This window comes from Streptomyces sp. NRRL F-5727 (assembly GCF_000719555.1).
GTDB lineage: Bacteria > Actinomycetota > Actinomycetes > Streptomycetales > Streptomycetaceae > Streptomyces.
The window spans coordinates 1-18,347 of the sequence record NZ_JOGX01000006.1 but is presented as its reverse complement, the minus strand read 5'-3'; the positions used below and the strand labels follow the sequence as shown (position 1 = coordinate 18,347).

The window sequence follows — 18,347 nt, the reverse complement described above, 5'->3', positions numbered from 1 at the left end:
GAGTGCTCGAAGCGGTCCCGGAAGCAGCCACTCCACCCCTCGGACTTCCGCCCCTGGTCCGGATGCTGGCCGAGCACGCGACCCGGCGCCCCGGGCACGTGGCGGTCCAGGACGCGACCGGCGCCGTGAGCTACGCCGACCTGTGGGCCCGGTCGGCCGCGCTCGCGGACCGACTGCGCTCCGCCCGGGTGGCGCGGGGGGACGTCGTCGCGGTCTGCCTGGAGCGCTCCGCCGACACCGTGACGGCCTGCGCCGGGGTGCTCGCGGCGGGTGCCGCGTATCTGCTCCTCGACCCGGACCAGCCGCCCGGGCGGGTACGGGAGCTGCTGGCGCGGAGCTCGGCGACGGCCCTGGTGAGCCGGCCGGAGCACGTGCGGCGGCTGGGCCTGGAGACGTACGACCCCGTGGACGTCGAGGCGTTCCGTGACGTCGTCGGCTCCGACGCCGCCCCGCCCGCCGCCGTGGGGACGCCGGACGGCCCCGACTCCCCCGCGGACGAGGACGACTCGCTCGCCTATGTGAACTTCACCTCGGGATCGTCCGGCCGCCCCAAGGGCGTGCTGATCGGCCACCGCGGTCTGCGCAACCTCGTCGACTGGTACCGGGAGCGCTACCGGGTCGGGCCCGGCGACCGGACGACCCAGCTCGCCCGGCCCACGTTCGACGCGTTCGTCCTGGAGACCTGGACGGCGCTGGCGGCCGGCGCCTCCCTGCACATCGTGCCGTCCGAGGCGATCACCGATCCCGAACGCCTGCGGGACTGGTTCCGCGCCGAGGGGATCACCGTCGCGTTCGCCCCCACCGCCCTGGCGGAACAGCTCCTCGCCCTGGAGTGGCCCCGTGCGGAGGAGGGCTGCGCGCTGCGGGACCTCCTGGTCGGCGGCGACCGGCTGACCCGCCGGCCGCCGGCCTCGCTGCCCTTCCGGGTGCACAACAACTACGGCCCGACGGAGAACACCGTCGTCGCCACCGTCGGCCTCGTCGAACCGGAGCCGCACCCCGGTCCGCCGTCCATCGGCAGGCCGCTCCCGGGGGTCACCGCGCACGTCCTGGACGCCGCGGGAGCACCCGTCGCCGACGGCGAGCCCGGACGGCTCCATCTCGGCGGCGTGGGGGTGGCCCTCGGCTGTCTGGACGACGAGGACGCCTCCCGCTTCACGCCCGACCCCTGGGCCGCGGCTCCCGGCGGGCGCCTGTACGACACCGGCGACCGGGTCGTCCGCGACCCCGACGGCCGGCTCCACTACCTGGGCCGCGAGGACGACCAGGTGCAGATCCGCGGCTTCCGCGTCGAACCCGCCGAGGTCGAGGCGGCGCTGCGCGCCGACGAGGCGGTCGACTCGGCCGTGGTGGTCGCCACGACCGGGTCGGAGCCCCGGCTGATCGCGTACGCCGTCCTGCGCGACGCCGCCGCGGACCCGCGGGAGATCCGCGCCCGGCTGGCGGACCGGCTGCCCGACTACCTGGTACCGGCCCTGGTCACCCCCGTGGCCGCGTTCCCGCTGACCTCCCGGGGCAAGGTGGACCGCGCGGCGCTCGCCGCACGGCCGGTGAGCACCGGCGCCGAGCGGGCCGAGCGGCCCGAGGCCGGTCCGCTGTCGCTGCTCGCCACGCTCTGGGCCGAGGTGCTCGGCGTGCCGTCGGTCGCCCCCGACGACGACTTCTTCGAGATCGGCGGCGACTCGCTGCGGCTCATCCGGCTCGTCGGCAAGGCCCGCCGTGAGGGCCTGAAGATCGACGCCGAGGACGTGTACACCCACCCCGTCCTGTCCGACCTGGCCCGTGCCCTCTCCCCGGCACGGCCTGGCGCACAGGGCACACCTGCTTCCGCGGAGGATTCCCCCCGGTGAACACCGCCACCCGTACAGCCAAGGTGACGTTCGTCGAGCTGTCGGTCTACGAGAACACGGTCCCCCTCGTCTCCGGATACCTCCAGGCGTACGCGGCCCAGGACCGTGCCGTCGCCGAGGCGTGCGACTTCTCCTTCTTCGCGCGCGGGCTGTCCGAGGACCCGGACGCGCTCCTCGCCGACCTGCTGGCGTCCGACAGCGACGTGTACGCGTTCAGCTGCTACATCTGGAACGCCGGCCTGGTGCGCCGGCTGCTCGCCGGACTCCTGGAGCACCGCCCGGACGCCTGGTTCATCCTGGGCGGCGCCCAGGTCATCAACCACGGCGAGCAGTACATCCCGGCCGGGGCGCGCCGCGTCGTCGTCTGCAACGGCGAGGGCGAGCAGCCGTTCTACGAGTTCCTCCGCCAGATCCTGCTCCCGGAACCGGATCTCGCCGAGGTGTCCGGGGTGAGCTACCGCGCTCCGGACGGGGAGCTCGTCACCAACGACAAGCCGCCCCGGATGAAGACCCTGGACGACGTGCCGTCGCCGTTCACGACCGGCCTCTTCGACGGCGGCGAGTACACCTTCACCGTCCTGGAGACCAACCGCGGGTGCCCCTTCCACTGCGGCTTCTGCTTCTGGGGCGCGGCCACCAACTCCAAGGTGAACAAGTTCGAGGAGGAGCGGGTCCTCGGCGACATCCGGTGGATCGCCGAGCACGGGGTGTCGAGCGTCTTCATCGCGGACGCCAACTGGGGGCTCTCGCCGCGGGACGTGGAGCTGAGCCGCCACATCGTGCGCTGCAAGGAGGAGTTCGGCTTCCCCACGTCGCTGGTGATCGCGGCGGCGAAGAACCGCCCCGAGCGGGTCGCGGAGATCACCGAGATCCTGGTCGGCGGCGGTCTGGTGACCAGTCAGCCGATCTCGCTGCAGACGGTGAACTCCGAGGCGCTGGAGCTCATCGACCGGAAGAACATCCGCGAGTCCACGTACACCGACCTCCAGGCGAAGCTGAACGCGAAGGGCATCAGCTCCTTCATCGAGCTGATCTGGCCGCTGCCCGGCGAGACCCTGGAGACCTTCAGGGAGGGCGTGGCCCGGCTGTGCCGGCTGGAGGCCGACACCCTCACGGTCTACCCCCAGCTCCTGCTGCACAACACGGCGCTGTACGACCAGCGGGAGATCCTCGGCATCGAGACGGAGCGGGCCCCCGACCCGGTCGCCGAGGCGGACGTGGTGGTGGCCACCAAGTGGGTGACCCGCGAGGAGTGCGCGGCGGGGACCTGGTTCTACTACCTGGTGCAGAGCCTCTACAACGCCCGGGGCGCCTACTGGCTGGCACGCCATCTCGACCGGTCGGGCACCCAGTCGTACGAGGACTTCTTCTCGGCGGCGACCGAGCACTGGCAGCGCTCGGAGAACGGGCTGAGCCGGTTCGTGGCCGAATCGGTGTCGACGGACGACCACTACGACCTGCTGAACATCGGCAAGGCGGCCCATCTGGTGCTGCACTCGCACCGGGAGGAGTTCGACCGGCTGCTGGTCGACTTCGCCCGGAGCCAGCCTTGGTGGTCGGACCCGAAGGCGCGGCTCGCCCTCGACCTGGACCTGGTCGCGCGGCCGTACATCTACCGCGAGGCGGTGCGGGCACCCGGTGTCCCGCTCAGCGAGGCGCGGGTGGTGGAGGTCACCGACACCTCGCTGACGATCGCCCTGCCGGAGGCGGGCCGGGAGCTGCCGGCGGAGCTCGGGCTGCTGCCGGCCGGGGCGGGCCCGGCCGAGGGGCTGCACTTCGAGCACCCGGCGTACGGCAAGATGCCGGTCCCGCGCCGGCGCACGATGGAGCAGAACGCCGGCTACTGCCATGTGATGATCCAGCGGCTGCGCACGCTGCTGCCCGTCTGCCGGGTCACCGGTGAGGGAGGGGACGGCGGTGCGGCGTGACATCTTCGGCCCGGACCACGAGGCGTTCCGCCGGACGGTCCGGGAGTTCGTCGCGCGGGAGATCACTCCGCACCTGGCGGCCTGGGAGGAGGCCGGGGTCGTCGACCGGTCCGCCTGGCTGGCCGCCGGCCGGCAGGGGCTGCTCGCCCCGGACATGGACGCCGAGCACGGCGGCGGCGGGGTCGACGACTACCTCTACCACGTGGTCCGCACCGAGGAGCTGGCCCGGGCCGGCACGCTCAGCCCGGCGTTCAACCTGCACAGCGAGGTGGCGGGCGGGTACTTCGCACAGCTCGCCACGGACGCGCAGAAGGCGCGCTGGCTCCCCGGCTTCTGCTCGGGAGAGCTGATCGCGACCGTCGCCATCAGCGAACCGGAGGCGGGCAGTGACGTCGCCGCGATCCGTACGACCCTGACGGAGGCGGCGGACGGCTCCTTCCGCCTCTCGGGCCGGAAGAGCTTCGTCACACACGGCCTGCTGGCCGGTCTGGTCATCGTCGCGGCGCTCGATCCGGCCGTACGGAAGCCGGACGGGCGGCCCGCCGCGACGCTCGTCGTGCTCCGGCCGCCGGCCCCCGGACTCGCCGTCGGCCGCCCCATGGACAAGATCGGGATCCATTCGCTCGACACCGTCGAGCTGTCCTTCGACGGGGTCCGCGTCGAGGCGTCGGACATCCTCGGCCGCCGCGGCCTGGGCTTCCTCTACCTGATGCAGAACCTTCCCCGGGAGCGCCTGTCCATCGCCGTCACCTCGCTGGCGCTGGCCGAACGGGTCTTCGAGGAGACCCTGAGGTACTGCGGGGACCGGGAGGCGTTCGGCCGACCCATCGGGCAGTTCCAGCACAACCGCTTCCAACTCGCCGAGATGGCCACCGCGTTGCGCGTGGCTCGGGCCTTCACCGACCGCTGTGTGCTGGAGCACGGCCGCGGCGAACTGGAGGTGGACGAGGCGTCCATGGCCAAGTGGTGGAACTCCGAGCTGTGCAACGACGTCATCGGGCGCTGTCTGCAACTGCACGGGGGCTACGGCTTCAGCTCCGAGTCGCTCGTCGGCCGGGCCTACACACAGGCCAGGGTCCAGACGATCTACGGCGGCACCACGGAGATCATGAAAGAGATCATCGGCCAGTCGCTGCCCCTCTGAGGGCCGGGCCACGTCAGGAGTCAGCTGTGCTCACCGTCGACGCCACCACCGTCCGCGGGCTCTATCCGATGGCCCGGGCCGTCGAGGACATGCGCCGCGCCTTCACCCAGTTCAGTTCCGGCCGGGTCCGCCAGCCGCAGCGCACGCTCACGCCGGGCGACGCCGAGGGCGAGGTCCTCGCGACGATGCCCGCCCACGTTCCGCTGGGGCCCGGCCCCGGCCCGGGCGCGTTCGGGCTGAAGGTGATCGCCGTACAGCCGGGGAACATCGCCCGGGGACTCGATCCGCACGTCGGGGTCGTGCTGCTCCTCGACCCCGACACGTGCGAGCCCCTGGCCATGGTCGACGCCACGGTGATCACCGAGATCCGTACGGCGGCCGCCTCGGCGGTGGCCACCGACCTGCTCGCCCTGCCGGACGCGGAGGTGATCGCCGTGCTCGGCACGGGCGCCCAGGCGCGCTCGCACATCGAGGCGGTGTCCCTGGTGCGGCCGCCCCGGGAGATCCGGGTGTGGGGCCGCACCGGCGCGCACGCCCGGGCGCTGGCCGCCGAGTTCGCGGGCCGGCTGCCGGTCCGCGCGGTGTCCTCGGTGCCCGAGGCGGTCGCCGGGGCCGACGTGATCTGCACGGTCACCTCCAGCGCGGAGCCGGTCCTGGACGCGCTGGACGTACGGCCCGGAGCGCACGTCAACGCCGTCGGCGCGGTGTTCTCCGGCCGGCGCGAACTGACCTCCGAACTCGTCGCCGCGGCTACGGTGCTGACGGACAGCCGGCAGTCCGCGCTCGTCGAGGCGGGAGATCTGCTGTTCCCCATGGGAGAAGGCCGCTTCGGCGCGGAACACGTGCGCGGCGAGATCGGCGAGGTGCTCCTCGGCCGGTGCGCCGGGCGCACCGCGACGGAGGAGATCACGGTCTTCGAGTCGCTCGGGCTCGCGGTCCAGGACGTCGTCGCCGCCCGCAGCGTGTACGAGCGTGCCGCGGCGGAGGGCCTGGGCACCCGGGTCCGCCTCACGGGCACGGAACACGAAGGGACGGAACGATGAGCGAGACGAAGAGGCCGGGCGCGCGCCCCACCCCCTGGCTGGTGTGCCGGCACCGGCGCCCGGGGGCGCCGGTACGGCTCTACTGCTTCCCGCACAGCGGCGGTTCGCCGGGCGAGTACGTGCGCTGGGCCGACGACCTGCCGGACGTCGAGGTGCTCGGCGTCCAGCTGCCCGGACGCGGATCCCGGCTGATGGACGAACCGCTGACGTCCCTGCCGGACGTGCTGGACCGGCTGCTGGACAGCGCGGTCTTCGAGCCGCCGTTCGCCTTCTTCGGCCACAGCATGGGAGGGCTCACGGCGTACGAGACGGCCCGCCGCCTGGCCGAACTCGGCCTTCCTCAGCCGCGGTTCGTCATGACGTCGGCCTGCACCCCGCCCGGACACCCCCGGGACAACGGGCTGCGCGCGCTCCCGGACGCGGAACTCCTCGCCGCCGTCGACGGCCGGTTCGGCGGCGGACTGCCTCCGGACCTCGGCGAGGACGCCGCCCTCCGCGACCTGATCATGCGGTCCATGCGCGCCGACATCACCCTGTCGGAGACGTACGTACCGCTGCCCGGCCCGTCCTGGAGCGGCCCGCTCCACGCGGTCGGCGGACGCCAGGACCTCCCGGAGGAGGTCCTGGCCCGCTGGAAGGAGTTCACGCCCGGCCCGTTCTCACTGACGATGCTGCCCGGCGGTCACTTCTACTTCAGGGACCCGGCGCAGCGGCGCTCGCTCCTCAGCCACCTGGCCGGACTGCTGGCCGAAGCGCGGGAATGATCTCGGCGCCGTAGGCGTCGATGGTGCCCTCGCGGTCGTCGTGCATGGCGTAGACGGCGAACTGGTCGACGCCGAGGTCCTTGAGCCGGCGGAGCTTGTCGATGTGGGCCTCGGCGGGGCCGAGGAGGCAGAAGCGGTCGACGATCTCGTCGGGGACGAACGCGGTGTCGGGGTTGTCGGCGCGGCCGTGGTGGGAGTAGTCGTACCCCTGGCGGTCCTTGATGTAGGCCGTGAGCTCCTCGGGGACCATCGAGGAGTGCTCGCCGTACTTGGCGACCAGGTCGGCGACGTGGTTGCCGACCATGCCGCCGAACCAGCGGCACTGGTCGCGGGCGTGGGCCAGGTCGTCGCCGACGTAGGCCGGGGCGGCGACGCAGACGGTGAGGGCGTCGGGGTCACGGCCGGCGTCGGTGGCCGCCTGCCGGACGGCCTTGACCATCCACTCGGTGAGGAAGGGGTCGGCGAGCTGGAGGATGAAGCCGTCGGCCTTCTGCCCGGCCAGCGCGAGCGCCTTGGGCCCGTACGCGGCCATCCAGACGGGCAGCTTGCCGTTCTTGATCCAGGGGATGCGGATCGGGTTGCCGTCGACCTCCGCCTCGCGGCCTTCGGCCAGGTCGCGGATGACCTCGATGGCCTCGCCCAGGCGCGCGAGGGTGTTGGGCCTGCGGCCGGCGACGCGCATGGCCGAGTCGCCGCGGCCGATGCCGCAGACGGTGCGGTTGCCGTACATGTCGTTGAGGGTGGCGAAGGTGGAGGCCGTCACCTCCCACGTCCGCGTCCCCGGATTCGTCACCATGGGTCCGACGTGGAGCTTGGTGGTGTGTTCGAGGATCTGGCTGTAGATGACGAAGGGTTCCTGCCACAGCACGGCGGAGTCGAAGGTCCAGCCGTAGCGGAAGCCGTTGCGTTCCGCCCGGCGCATCAGGCCGACGACCTGCGACGCGGGCGGGTCGGTCTGCAGGACGAGTCCGAAGTCCACGGGGCGGCCTCCTAGTTCAGGTACTGGCAGGTGGAGCGGGGGATGAAGGCGCCGTGGCCGGCGTGGCCGACGTACTTGCGCTGGTCGATGACGGGCTCGCCGCGCGAGAGGACGGTCTCGACCTGGCCGGTCACCGTCTTCCCCTCGTACGCCGAGTAGTCGACGTTCATGTGGTGGGTCTCCGCCGACAGGGTCTGGGTGGTGTGCGGGTCGTAGATGACGACGTCCGCGTCCGCGCCGGGCGCGATCGTGCCCTTCTGCGGGTAGAGGCCGAACATCCTCGCCGGGGTCGCGCAGGCGATCTCGATCCAGCGGCGGCGCGAGATGTGCCCGTCGACCACCGCCTGGTGGAGGAGGTCCATGCGGTTCTCCACCCCCGGCAGGCCGTTGGGGATCTTCGAGAAGTCGCCCCGGCCCAGCTCCTTCTGGCCCACGAAGCAGAACGGGCAGTGGTCGGTGGAGACCACCTGGAGGTCGTTCGTCCGCAGCCCGCGCCACAGCGCCGCCTGGTGTTCCTTCGGGCGCAGCGGCGTGCTGCACACGTACTTGGCGCCCTCGAAGTCCGGCTCCGCCAGGTTGTCCGTGGACAGGAAGAGGTACTGCGGGCAGGTCTCGCCGAAGACCGGAAGCCCCATGTCCCGCGCCGCCGCCAGCTCCGCCACCGCCTCCTGCGCCGACACGTGCACCACGTACAGCGGCGCGCCGGCGACCCGGGACAGCTGGATCGCCCGGTGGGTGGCCTCCGCCTCCAGGAGCGCCTTGCGGACCTCCCCGTGGTAGCGGGGGTCGGTCTCGCCCCGGGCCAGGGCCTGCTCGACCAGGACGTCGATCGCGATGCCGTTCTCCGCGTGCATCATGATCAGCCCGCCGGTCCCTGCGGCCACCTGCATGGCCCGCAGGATCTGTCCGTCGTCCGAGTAGAAGACGCCCGGGTAGGCCATGAAGAGCTTGAAGGAGGTGATGCCCTCCTGGATGAGGAGGGGCATCTCCCGCAGGGTGGCCGGCGTGACGTCCGACATGATCATGTGGAAGGCGTAGTCGATCGCGCAGTTGCCGTCGGCCTTGGCGTACCAGGCGTCCAGGCCCTCGCGGAGGGGGCGGCCGACGGACTGGACGGCGAAGTCGACGAGGGTGGTGGTGCCGCCCCAGGCGGCGGCGCGGGTGCCGGTCTCGAAGGTGTCGGAGGCGAAGGTGCCGCCGAAGGGCAGTTCCATGTGGGTGTGGGCGTCGACGCCGCCCGGGATGACGTAGCGGTCGGTGGCGTCCAGGACGCGGTCGGCGGTCCAGCCGGCCGCCGCGTCGGAGCCGTGGGCGGCGAGCGCGGCGATGCGGCCGTCCTCGATGAGGACGTCGGCGTGGAGTTCGTCGGAGGCGGTGACGACCAGGCCGCCCCGGATGAGGGTTCGGGTGCTCACGGGACTTCTCCCCTGCGAACTAGAGGGATCGGAGGGCCTGTTCGAGGATCGCCGCGCCCTCCTCGGCCTCGGCGACGGTGAGGGAGAGCGGGGGCGCGACGCGCAGGGCGCTGGTGTCGTGGCCGCCGCCCTTGCCGATGAGGAGGCCGCCCTCTCGGGCCGCCTCCAGGACGGCGGAGGCGGCTTCGGGCGCCGCGTGTCCGCTGACCGGGTCGGCGAGCTCGATGCCGATCATGAGACCGCGGCCGCGGACCTCGCGGACCGTGTCGACGCCCGCGGCGGCGGCCCGGATCCGCTCGATGAGCAGGCCGCCGACCCGGCGGGCGTTGCCCTGCAGGTCGTGGTCGAGGAGGTAGCCGAGGTTGGCGAGGCCGGCGGCCATCGTGACGGGTGAACCGCCGAAGGTGGAGATGGAGTTGGCGTCGAGACAGTTCATGATCTCGGCGCGGGCGACCACGCCGCCGATCGCCATGCCGTTGCCGATGCCCTTGGCGAAGGTGAGCAGGTCGGGCGGTCCGGCCTGGGCGTGCGCCTGCCAGCCCCAGAAGTGGTCGCCGGTGCGACCCCAGCCGGTCTGCACCTCGTCGGAGATCCAGAGGATGCCGTGCCGGTCGAGGACGCGGCGGAAGGCGGCGTAGAGGCCGTCGGGCGGGGAGGTGAAGCCGCCGACGCCCTGGACGGGTTCGGCGATCAGGGCGGCCACCCCCGAGCGGGTCTGGCCGAGCAGGTCCTCCAGGTCGGCGACGGCGGCCTCGGTGAACCGCTCGTCGGTGAGCCCGGCGAAGGGGCCCCGGGTGCGGACCGCGCCGTGCACGTACAGGGTCTGGAGCGGCGAGAGGCCGGTGGGCGACCAGGCGCGGTTGCCGGTGACGCCGACGGTGGAGAAGGAGCGGCCGTGGTAGCTGTTGCGCATCGCCAGGATCTGGTTCGAGCGGCGGTACGTGGTGGCGAGCAGCAGGGCCGCGTCGTTGGCCTCGGTGCCGGAGGTGGTGAAGAAGACGCGGGCGTCGGGGATGCCGGAGAGGGTGGCGATCCGCTCGGCGAGCTCCACCATCGGCCGGTTGAGGTAGAGCGTGGAGGAGTGGACGATCCGGCCGGCCTGCTCGGCGACCGCCTTGGTGACCTCGGGGAGGGCGTGGGCGGTCATGGTGGTGAGGATGCCGCCGAAGAAGTCCAGGTAGCGGCGGCCGTCGGCGTCCCAGACGTGCCGGCCCTCGCCGTGGGTGATCTCGATCGGCCGGTCGTAGTAGAGCGCCAGCCAGTCGGGGAGGACGGCACGGTGGCGGGCGTACAGGCTGTTCACGGCTGGACCAGCCCGTCGTACGCGTCGGGTCGGCGGTCCCGGTAGAAGGCCCACTGCTGCCGGACCTCCTCGATGAGTCCGAAGTCCAGGTCGCGGACGACGAGCTCCTCCTCCTTGTCGGAGGCGACGTCGCCGACGAACCGGCCGCGCGGGTCGACGAAGTAGCTGGTGCCGTAGAAGTCGTTGTCGCCGTACTCCTCGACGCCGACGCGGTTGATGGCGGCGACGAAGTACTCGTTGGCGACGGCGGCGGCGGGCTGTTCCAGCTGCCACAGGTAGGAGGAGAGGCCGCGGTGGGTGGCCGACGGGTTGTAGACCAACTGGGCGCCGTTGAGGCCGAGTTGGCGCCAGCCCTCGGGGAAGTGGCGGTCGTAGCAGATGTAGACGCCGACCTTGCCGACGGCGGTGTCGAAGACCGGCCAGCCGGCGTTCCCCGGGCGGAAGTAGTACTTCTCCCAGAACCCCTTGACCTGCGGGATGTGGTGCTTGCGGTACTTGCCGAGGTAGCTGCCGTCGGCGTCGATGACGGCCGCGGTGTTGTAGTAGAAGCCCTCGGACTCCACCTCGAAGACCGGGACGACGATCACCATGCCGGTCTCGCGGGCGAGCTCCCGCATCCGCGTGACGGTGGGGCCGTCCGGCACGGGCTCGGCCCAGCGGTAGTGCTCGGGCTCCTGGACCTGGCAGAAGTAGGGGGCGTTGAACACCTCCTGGAACCCGATCACCTGGGCGCCCTGGCGGGCCGCCTCGCGGGCGTGCTCCTCATGCTTGGCGATCATGGACTCGGTGTCGCCGGTCCAGGTCGCCTGGACGAGGGCGGCGCGTACGACGGTCATGAGCTGCTCCTTCGGCACGGCGTCAGAGAGCCTCTACGCCCGTAGACACGATGCGTAGGAGGAGAACGTAAGCCCCGTCACACCGCGGAGCAAGACTGCCGCCCGGAAGCAGCACAGTCGATCATGTTTCATACCGGAGTGGTCCACACCGGGCACGTACCGACACGTGCCGACTGCTCCCCGCTCGTACGGTTCCGCTGCCGGAACCCTCGCCCCGGCTCAGGCGCCGAAGACGCCGGCGACCCGCAGCGCGTGCCGCAGGGCGCGGTCGACGGCGGGCGACAGGCCGCGGGCGGCCGCGCCCAGCCGGGGCAGGAGCAGCGCGGGGTCCACGGCCGCGAGCCGGGCCGCCTCCTCGGGGGTGCGGACCCGGATGAAGGCGGTGAGCAGCGCGTGCGCCTCGCGGTCGTGGCCCTCGGCGACCAGGGCGGCGACGGCTCCGGCCAGCTCCTCGACGGGCCGGGCGACCCCCTGCCGCAGCAGTTGTTCGCAGTCGTCGGCGCGGCCGGCGTCGGCGAGCGCCCCGGCGACGGCGGCGAGCCGGGCGGGCGGCAGCGAGGCGGCCTCCCAGAGCAGGGTGTCCCAGTCGGCGCCGAACCCGGCGCGGTGGAGCTCCCCGGCGAGCGCGGGCAGCCGGCCGGGCGGCCCGCCGAGCGCCTCGCAGAGCAGTTCGTGCGCCTGGCCGGTCCGGCCCTGGGCGCGCAGCCGCTGGAGGGCGTAGACGGCGTTGGCGGCGGCACGGGCGGCTTCCGCGGCCTCGTCCGGGGGCGCGGCGGCACCGCCGGCCGCGGGCGCGGCCAGGCCACCGCCCCGGGACCCGCCGGCGGGACGCGAGGCGCCCCGGGTCCGGAACCGGGCACCGCGCGGCTCCGCACCGCCGGCGGGCAGGCCGGGTACGACGGCGGGCGCGGGCCCTTCGGTGGCGTCGGCGTCCGTCCAGGCGTACCGGGCGCCACGGGGCCGGGCCCGCGCCGGCGCGGGGGCGGCCGCGGCGGCCGGCGGCGGGGCGGCGTGGAGCCGGTCGAGGCGGTCGGTGAGGTCGACGATCCGGGCGGTGGCGCGGGCGTGGTCGTCGCGGGTCCAGGCGAGGTCGTGCGCGAGCCGGGCGGCCTCCTCGGGGCCCGCGGTGCGGATCCACTCGCCCAGCTCCCGGACGCGGGTCTCGGCGTGCCGGCGTTCGCGTTCCATCAGCTCGCGGCGGGTGGTCAGCGCCTCGGCGCCGCCGGGTCTGCGGTCGTGGGCGGCGGCGGCCGCGGCGTACAGCTCCCGCCCGTGCTCCGGCGCCTCGCCGACGTCCTGGAGGAGGGACTCGACGACGTCCCAGGGCGGCAGTTCTGCGCCGTCGAGGCAGGCGCCCAGCCCGTCCGGGTCCCGTTCGGCGAAGACGGCCCACCAGCCGCCGGCCTGCTCGGCGCGGGCCGTGAGCCCGCCCAGCCATCGGGTGAACTCCGCCATCTCCGACGGAGTGTGAGTGACCGTCATGCGCGCACCTGCCCTGCGGTAGAGGGGGACCTTCCGGTCCGCCGCAGGGCATTGCACCGCAGTCGTGTTACGGGACGGCTACGGACCGTTTTCCTTTCCGTGCCCCGGAGACCACATCGGTGGCGTACCCGCCGGTCACAGCGTGACGACGATCCCGGTGTGGGGGCGCTTGCCGAGGCGGGCGATCATGGCCGGCCAGTCGACGAGCCAGAACTGGTAGGTGTACTTGCGGGAGAGCAGCCCGCGGACGTGCCGCAGCTCCTCGCCGGTGACGAGCCGGGCGGTGCCGGGGGTGCGGACGGCGCCGTCGGGGACGTTGCCGCGCACGTCGCAGACGGCCACCTCGACCCTGGGGTCGTTGCGGAGCCGCTTGACCTTCCAGGAGTCGGTGCGGGTCCACACGTACAGCTTCCCGCCCTCGGCGGCGTACCAGACGGGGGTGGCGACCCCGCTGCCGTTCTTCCGGAAGGTGGTGAGGCTGAGGTAGCGGGCGCGCCGCAGCTCTTCGGGGATTCGTCCGTCGGTCGTCATGACCGCCGAGCCTATGCCGGGTGGGGTCGCGCGCGTGGCACCGTACCCGCTGTCGGCCCGGGAGCCGGACCGGCCCTACGCCGGCGGGCGGTCCCCCGCGTGCGCCGCGCGGGCGTCGCGGATCTCGGTGCCGTGGGCGCGGGCCCAGGCGCAGGCCGTGTCGAGCGGGCCGAGGAGGGAGCGGCCGAGCGGGGTGAGGGCGTACTCGACGCGCGGCGGGTTCTCGTCGTACGCGCTCCGGGCGAGGAAGCCGCTGCGCTCCATCGAACGCAGGGTCTCGGTGAGGACCTTGGGGGTGATCCAGGGGAGCACGGCGCGGAGTTCGCCGAAGCGGCGGGCGGCGCCGTCCTCCAGGCAGCGCAGCACGACTCCGGTCCACTTGTCGCCGACGCGGAACGGCTGGACGGCGCCGTCGGCGCACGCCGGGCCGTCGAACCGGGCGACGATCGGGGGCAGTTCGCTCATGGGTCCGACGGTAGCCGCGCCGGTACCGTTGAAGTAACCGGGTGCCTCCGTCCTACGGTCCCGGCCATGGACGAGAACAAGAACGAGAACGCGAACGCGAACGGGAACGGGACCGAGAGCGGCGGCGGCCGGCGGATCGTGGTCTTCGGCGCCGGCGGGCGGGTCGGCCGCGCGGCCGTGGCGGAGGCGGTGGCCCGGGGCCACCGGGTGACGGCGGTGGTACGGGATCCGGCGCGCCACCCGGACCTGGGGCGGGCGGGTGTGACGGTGGTACGGGGCGACGCGACGGACCCGGGGGCGGTGGCGGCGCTCGCCGCCGGGCACGACGCGGCGGTGCACGCCTCCGTCCGCCTCGACGTACCGTCGGAGGAGTACTTCGCGGCGACGACGAAGGCGCTGGTCGCGGGGCTCACGGAGGCCGGGGTGGGCCGGCTGCTGACCCTCGGGATCGCCACCACCCTGGCGGACGCGGCGGGCGTGCGGCTGATGGACGCGCCGGGCTTCCCCGGGAAGTGGCGGGCCTTCGCGCAGGGTCACGTGGTGGAGTTCGAGCTGCTGGCGGCGACGGCCGGCCCGGAGCTGGACTGGCTGATGGTGGTGCCGCCGCTGGACCTGAACGCGGAGGCCGGGCCCACCGGCGGCTACCGGACGGCGGTCGGCTCGGTCGTGGACGGCCCCGGCCGGATCGCGCACGCCGATCTGGCGCTCGCGCTGCTGGACGAGATCGAGGAGCCCCGGCACAGCCGGGTGCAGCTGGCGGTCTCGGCCTGACGCGAAGGGAGGGGGCCGGCTCAGCCGCGGCCGGAGATCCGGCCCAGGCCCTCGGCCAGCTCCTCCTGGTTCATCACCGGCGAGTAGTGGACCTTGGCGCCGAGCCGCATGAAGAACGGCTCCGAGATCGACGGCAGGTCGGAGGTCTCGTTCAGGTCGAAGAAGAAGTAGCCGGTGCGGCAGCCGTTCTCGACGGTGAAGTAGGCGGCCTCCGGGCGGATCCGCCCGAGCGCCTCCTTGATGACGCCCTCGGCGGTGCCCTGCCGGATGAGCTCGTTCGAGGACTCGGTGTTCATCTCGACCTTCAGAAGCATGCGCATGGCAGGGCCCCTTTCCCGGCCGGGCGGAGGCTTCCCGTGCGGTACGCCCTCGTTCCACCCGGACGCACTCACCTCCAGCCTCCTCCCCCGGCCCGGCCGGGGCCATTCGGAGGCGGGGGCGGGGCGGTCGCCGTCCGGCTCAGGCGGGCAGCGGCGCGCAGCGGACGAGCAGCTCGTCCAGCGACAGGTCGAGGACGCCGGCGAGGGCCGCGACGGTGAAGAAGGCCGGGGTGGGGGCGCGGCCGGTCTCGATCTTGCGGAGGGTCTCGGCCGAGAGGCCGGCCGCCGCGGCGACCTCGACCATCGACCGGCCGCCGCGGGCGTCGCGCAGCAGCCGCCCGAGCCGCTCGCCGCGCTCGCGCTCTTCCGGGGTCAGGGGGGTGCGCACCATGGGCCCCACTCTACCGGCTCGACCCGATTCTTATACCGGTATAGTAATGGGCATGGTGGAGATCAAGACCGAAGAGAACCTGGCGGCCATGCGCGAGGCGGGCCGGATCGTGGCCCGCGCCCTGGCCGCGGCGCGGGAGCTGGCGGCGCCCGGCGTGCCCGCCGTCGCCCTGGACCGGGCGGCGCGGGAGGTGCTGGACGGGGCGGGCGCCGGCTCGCCCTTCCTGGGCTACCACCCGGACTGGGCGCCGGTGCCCTTCCCCGGCGTCACCTGTGTGTCGGTCAACGACGCGATCGTGCACGGCATCCCGGACGGGACCGTCCTCCGGGACGGCGACCTGGTCTCCGTGGACTGCGGGGCGCTGCTCCACGGCTGGGCCGGGGACGCGGCGGTCAGCTTCACCGTCGGCCGCGCCCGCCCCGAGGACACCCGGCTGATCGGGGCGGCCGAGGAGGCCCTGGCGGCGGGCATCGAGGCGGCGGTCGTCGGCAACCGGATCGGGGACATCGCGCACGCCGTGGGCACGGTGTGCCGGAAGGCCGGGTACGGCATCCCGGACGGCTTCGGCGGGCACGGCATCGGCCGCGCCATGCACGAGGACCCGGGCGTGCCCAACGAGGGGCGCCCCGGGCGCGGGATGCGGCTGCGGCCCGGCATGGTCCTGGCGATCGAGCCGATGCTGGTCGGGGGCGGCGGCGACGGCCACTACACGGCGCGGGACGGCTGGACGATCCGTACCCTCGACGGCTCCCGCGCCGCCCACGCCGAACACACGGTCGCCGTCACCGACGCGGGCCCCCGCGTCCTGACGGCCCTGTAGAGCGGGACGGGGCGGTGCCGGAGGCGGCTCCTAGACTCGCCGCATGACAGAGGATCGCACCGTGGGGACGGGATCGCTCGACGTGCTGGCGGCCGCCGTGGGCGGGCGGCTCGGGGCGGAGCTGTCCGCGACCGCCGGGGACGTGCCGACGCTGGTCTGGACGGACGGGCCCACGGTCCGTCAGGTCACCGAGGCGGCCCGGGCCTTCGCCCCCGAGCGGGCCGGGCGGCTCGCGTTCCGGCGGGATCTGTCGGAGCGGTCGGTCGCCCTGGGGGCGATCCGCCTGGCGCAGTCGACCGGCTCGCTCGCCTGCGGGCTGCCCGTCCCGGTGTGCCCGGACGCGGTCGCCGAGCTGTGGCGGGACACCCCGCTGCCGGCCCCGGCCACCGAGCGCGAGGATCGGCTCGTCTACGCGCTGCTGTACGAGGTGCGCGACGACCACCGCAGCAACCACGTCACCCCGGGGCAGATCTGCGACGGCCTGGCGGTCCGGGGCGTCGCCGCGCTGGCGCGGCGGATGGGACTGGACGGCGCGGACCGGCCCTGACGCCGGGCCACCCGACGGGCCCTCACCGGTCCGGCCGGACGACCATCGCGGAGCCGCCGCCCCGGCGGACGGTCTCCGCGGCGGCGAGCCAGCGCCCGCCGGGGAGGCGCTGGACGCCGGTGGCGGCGCCGATCTCCGGGTTCCGCAGGAAGGTGTGTCCGAGGGCTTCGAGCGCGGGCCTCAGGGGACCGTCCCAGAGGGCCGGTTCGAGCTCGGTCGCGGCCCGGTCGCGCTGGCTGGCCCGGGGCGCGGCGATGGCGTCGACCAGCGGCAGGCCCCGGTCGAGGAAGCCGGTGAGGGTCTGGAGGACGGTGGTGACGATGGTGGCGCCGCCCGGCGAGCCGAGGGCCACCACCGGACGGCCGCGCCGGTCGAGCACGATCGTCGGCGAGATCGAGGAGCGGGGGCGTTTGCCGGGGCCGGGCAGGTTGGGGTCGGGCACGGCGGGGTGGGCCGGCGTGAAGGAGAAGTCGGTCAGTTCGTTGTTGAGCAGGAAGCCGCGGCCGGGGACGGTGATGCCGCTGCCGCCCGTGAACTCGATGGTGAGCGTGTAGGCGACGACGTTCCCCCACCGGTCCGCGACGGTCAGATGGGTGGTGCTGTCGCCCTCGTACGTCGCCGGCACCACGGCCCCGCCGGTGGCGCACGGCACCGGGTTCCGGGGGTCGCCGGCGGCGAGGGGGCTGCGGAGGACGGCGTCGTCCCGGATCAGACAGGCGCGGGAGTCGGCGTACCGCTGGGAGAGCAGGCCCCGGACGGGCACCGGCGCGAAGGCGGGGTCCCCGACCCAGCGGCCCCGGTCGGCGAAGGCGATCCGGCTCGCCTCGATGAAGCGGTGGAGGTACCGCTGCTCCGTGGCGGCGGCAAGGTCCGTGCTCTCCAGGATGTTGAGGGCCTCCCCGACGGTCGTGCCGCCGGACGACGACGGGGGCATGCCGAGGACCCGGAGGCCCCGGTAGACGGTCTCGGTGGGCGCGCGCCGGACCGTCCGGTACGCGGCGAGGTCCCGCTCCGTCAGGTCCCCGGGGCGGACGACACGGCCCGCGCCCGCGCGGACCGGCGGGGTGCGGACGGTGCGGACGATCTCGCGGGCGAGCGCGCCGCGGTAGAGCGCGCCGACGCCCCGCTCGGCGAGGAGGGCGTAAGTACGGGCCAGGTCGGGGTTCTTCACCACCGTGCCGACCTCGGGGAGCCGGCCGCCGGGCAGGAAGAGGGCGGCGGAGGCCGGGAAGTCGCGGAAGCGGGCCTCGTTGGCGGCGGTCTGGGCGCGGTAGGTCGCGTCGACGGTGAAGCCGTCGCGGGCCAGCCGCTCGGCGGGGGCGAGGAGTTCGCGGAGCGGCCGGGTGCCCCAGGCGTCGAGGGCGGTCGCCCACGTGGCGGGAGTGCCGGGGGTGCCGACGGCGCGGCCGCTGGTCATCGCCTCCTCGAAGGGGAGCGGCGCGCCGTGCTCGGTGAGGAGGTCGGCGCCGGCGGAGACCGGGGCGGTCTCGCGGCCGTCGACGGTGGAGACCGTACGGCTCCCGGCGTCGTAGTGGACGAGGTAGCCGCCTCCGCCGATGCCCGCCGAGAAGGGCTCGGTGACGCCGAGGGCGGCGGCGACGGCGACGGCCGCGTCGACCGCGTTGCCGCCCCCGCGCAGGACCTCGATTCCGGCGGCGCTCGCGTCGGCGTCGACGCTGGCGACGGCGCCGCCGTGCCCGACGGCGACGGGCACCTTCGCGGGCGGGGCGGTCCCGGACGGGCCGGTGGGGGCGGCGG

The 18,347-nt window shown here is 74.0% G+C and carries 18 protein-coding genes; 8 read left to right on the top strand and 10 right to left on the bottom strand.

Going from position 1 to position 18,347, the window contains the following annotated elements; genetic code table 11:
• Positions 1-62 precede the first annotated feature (62 nt).
• From IF73_RS0106435 to IF73_RS0106415, 5 genes are read left to right on the top strand one after another with little or no spacing between them, the layout of a single operon-like run.
• Complete coding sequence (locus IF73_RS0106435) at positions 63-1,850, top strand: non-ribosomal peptide synthetase (protein ID WP_051716578.1); 1,788 nt, start codon at positions 63-65, stop codon at positions 1,848-1,850.
• Positions 1,847-3,778 (top strand): B12-binding domain-containing radical SAM protein, encoded by a 1,932-nt coding sequence (locus IF73_RS0106430; RefSeq protein ID WP_031004388.1) that lies wholly within the window; start codon positions 1,847-1,849, stop codon positions 3,776-3,778. Before IF73_RS0106435 ends, IF73_RS0106430 begins: the two co-directional genes overlap by 4 nt.
• The gene (locus IF73_RS0106425; RefSeq protein ID WP_031004387.1) at positions 3,768-4,922 is read left to right on the top strand and encodes an acyl-CoA dehydrogenase family protein; all 1,155 of its coding nucleotides are present in this window, start codon (positions 3,768-3,770) and stop codon (positions 4,920-4,922) included. The genes IF73_RS0106430 and IF73_RS0106425 overlap by 11 nt, the downstream gene beginning before the upstream one ends.
• Positions 4,923-4,948: 26 nt before the next feature.
• On the top strand, positions 4,949-5,965 hold the full coding sequence (locus IF73_RS0106420) for an ornithine cyclodeaminase family protein (RefSeq protein ID WP_031004385.1): 1,017 nt from the start codon (positions 4,949-4,951) through the stop codon (positions 5,963-5,965).
• A complete protein-coding gene (locus tag IF73_RS0106415; RefSeq protein WP_051716577.1) occupies positions 5,962-6,729 on the top strand; it encodes a thioesterase II family protein in 768 nt (255 codons plus the stop codon). The genes IF73_RS0106420 and IF73_RS0106415 overlap by 4 nt, the downstream gene beginning before the upstream one ends.
• On the opposite strand, the gene IF73_RS0106410 is transcribed toward IF73_RS0106415, so the two are convergent.
• From IF73_RS0106410 to IF73_RS0106380, 7 genes are all read right to left on the bottom strand, one after another.
• Complete coding sequence (locus tag IF73_RS0106410) at positions 6,689-7,708, bottom strand: TIGR03842 family LLM class F420-dependent oxidoreductase (RefSeq protein ID WP_031004381.1); 1,020 nt, start codon at positions 7,706-7,708, stop codon at positions 6,689-6,691. The genes IF73_RS0106415 and IF73_RS0106410 overlap by 41 nt on opposite strands.
• 11 nt (positions 7,709-7,719) lie before the next feature.
• Entirely contained in the window at positions 7,720-9,123 is a 1,404-nt protein-coding gene (gene hydA, locus IF73_RS0106405; RefSeq protein WP_031004379.1) for a dihydropyrimidinase, read from the bottom strand.
• A 19-nt stretch (positions 9,124-9,142) separates the two neighbouring features.
• Positions 9,143-10,426 (bottom strand): aspartate aminotransferase family protein, encoded by a 1,284-nt coding sequence (locus IF73_RS0106400; protein ID WP_031004377.1) that lies wholly within the window; start codon positions 10,424-10,426, stop codon positions 9,143-9,145.
• Positions 10,423-11,262 carry a nitrilase-related carbon-nitrogen hydrolase gene (locus tag IF73_RS0106395; protein ID WP_031004376.1) on the bottom strand — a complete coding sequence of 280 codons (840 nt, stop codon included), beginning with the start codon at positions 11,260-11,262 and terminating at the stop codon, positions 10,423-10,425. Before IF73_RS0106395 ends, IF73_RS0106400 begins: the two co-directional genes overlap by 4 nt.
• A gap of 219 nt (positions 11,263-11,481) precedes the next feature.
• Complete coding sequence (locus tag IF73_RS0106390; RefSeq protein ID WP_031004374.1) at positions 11,482-12,744, bottom strand: hypothetical protein; 1,263 nt, start codon at positions 12,742-12,744, stop codon at positions 11,482-11,484.
• 135 nt (positions 12,745-12,879) lie between these two features.
• Complete coding sequence (locus tag IF73_RS0106385) at positions 12,880-13,275, bottom strand: PPOX class F420-dependent oxidoreductase (protein WP_031004372.1); 396 nt, start codon at positions 13,273-13,275, stop codon at positions 12,880-12,882.
• A gap of 75 nt (positions 13,276-13,350) precedes the next feature.
• The gene (locus IF73_RS0106380) at positions 13,351-13,740 is read right to left on the bottom strand and encodes a winged helix-turn-helix transcriptional regulator (protein WP_031004370.1); all 390 of its coding nucleotides are present in this window, start codon (positions 13,738-13,740) and stop codon (positions 13,351-13,353) included.
• Positions 13,741-13,806: 66 nt separating this feature from the next.
• Between IF73_RS0106380 and IF73_RS0106375 the strand changes: the two genes are divergently transcribed.
• Positions 13,807-14,511, top strand: a complete 705-nt coding sequence (locus IF73_RS0106375) for an NAD(P)-dependent oxidoreductase (RefSeq protein ID WP_078867962.1) — start codon at positions 13,807-13,809, stop codon at positions 14,509-14,511.
• Between the two features lie 20 nt (positions 14,512-14,531).
• Here IF73_RS0106375 and IF73_RS0106370 read toward each other — a convergent pair whose 3' ends face one another.
• A complete protein-coding gene (locus IF73_RS0106370; protein WP_031004366.1) occupies positions 14,532-14,831 on the bottom strand; it encodes a hypothetical protein in 300 nt (99 codons plus the stop codon).
• 139 nt (positions 14,832-14,970) lie between these two features.
• Complete coding sequence (locus IF73_RS0106365) at positions 14,971-15,222, bottom strand: helix-turn-helix domain-containing protein (RefSeq protein ID WP_031004364.1); 252 nt, start codon at positions 15,220-15,222, stop codon at positions 14,971-14,973.
• 52 nt (positions 15,223-15,274) lie between these two features.
• Between IF73_RS0106365 and map the strand changes: the two genes are divergently transcribed.
• A complete protein-coding gene (map, locus tag IF73_RS0106360) occupies positions 15,275-16,042 on the top strand; it encodes a type I methionyl aminopeptidase (RefSeq protein WP_031004362.1) in 768 nt (255 codons plus the stop codon).
• Positions 16,043-16,085: 43 nt separating this feature from the next.
• Positions 16,086-16,589: a hypothetical protein gene (locus tag IF73_RS0106355; protein ID WP_158821937.1), complete on the top strand. Its 504-nt coding sequence runs from the start codon at positions 16,086-16,088 to the stop codon at positions 16,587-16,589.
• Positions 16,590-16,611: 22 nt separating this feature from the next.
• Here IF73_RS0106355 and ggt read toward each other — a convergent pair.
• The coding region (ggt, locus tag IF73_RS0106350; RefSeq protein ID WP_031004359.1) for a gamma-glutamyltransferase at positions 16,612-18,347 on the bottom strand (1,736 nt) is incomplete at its 5' end.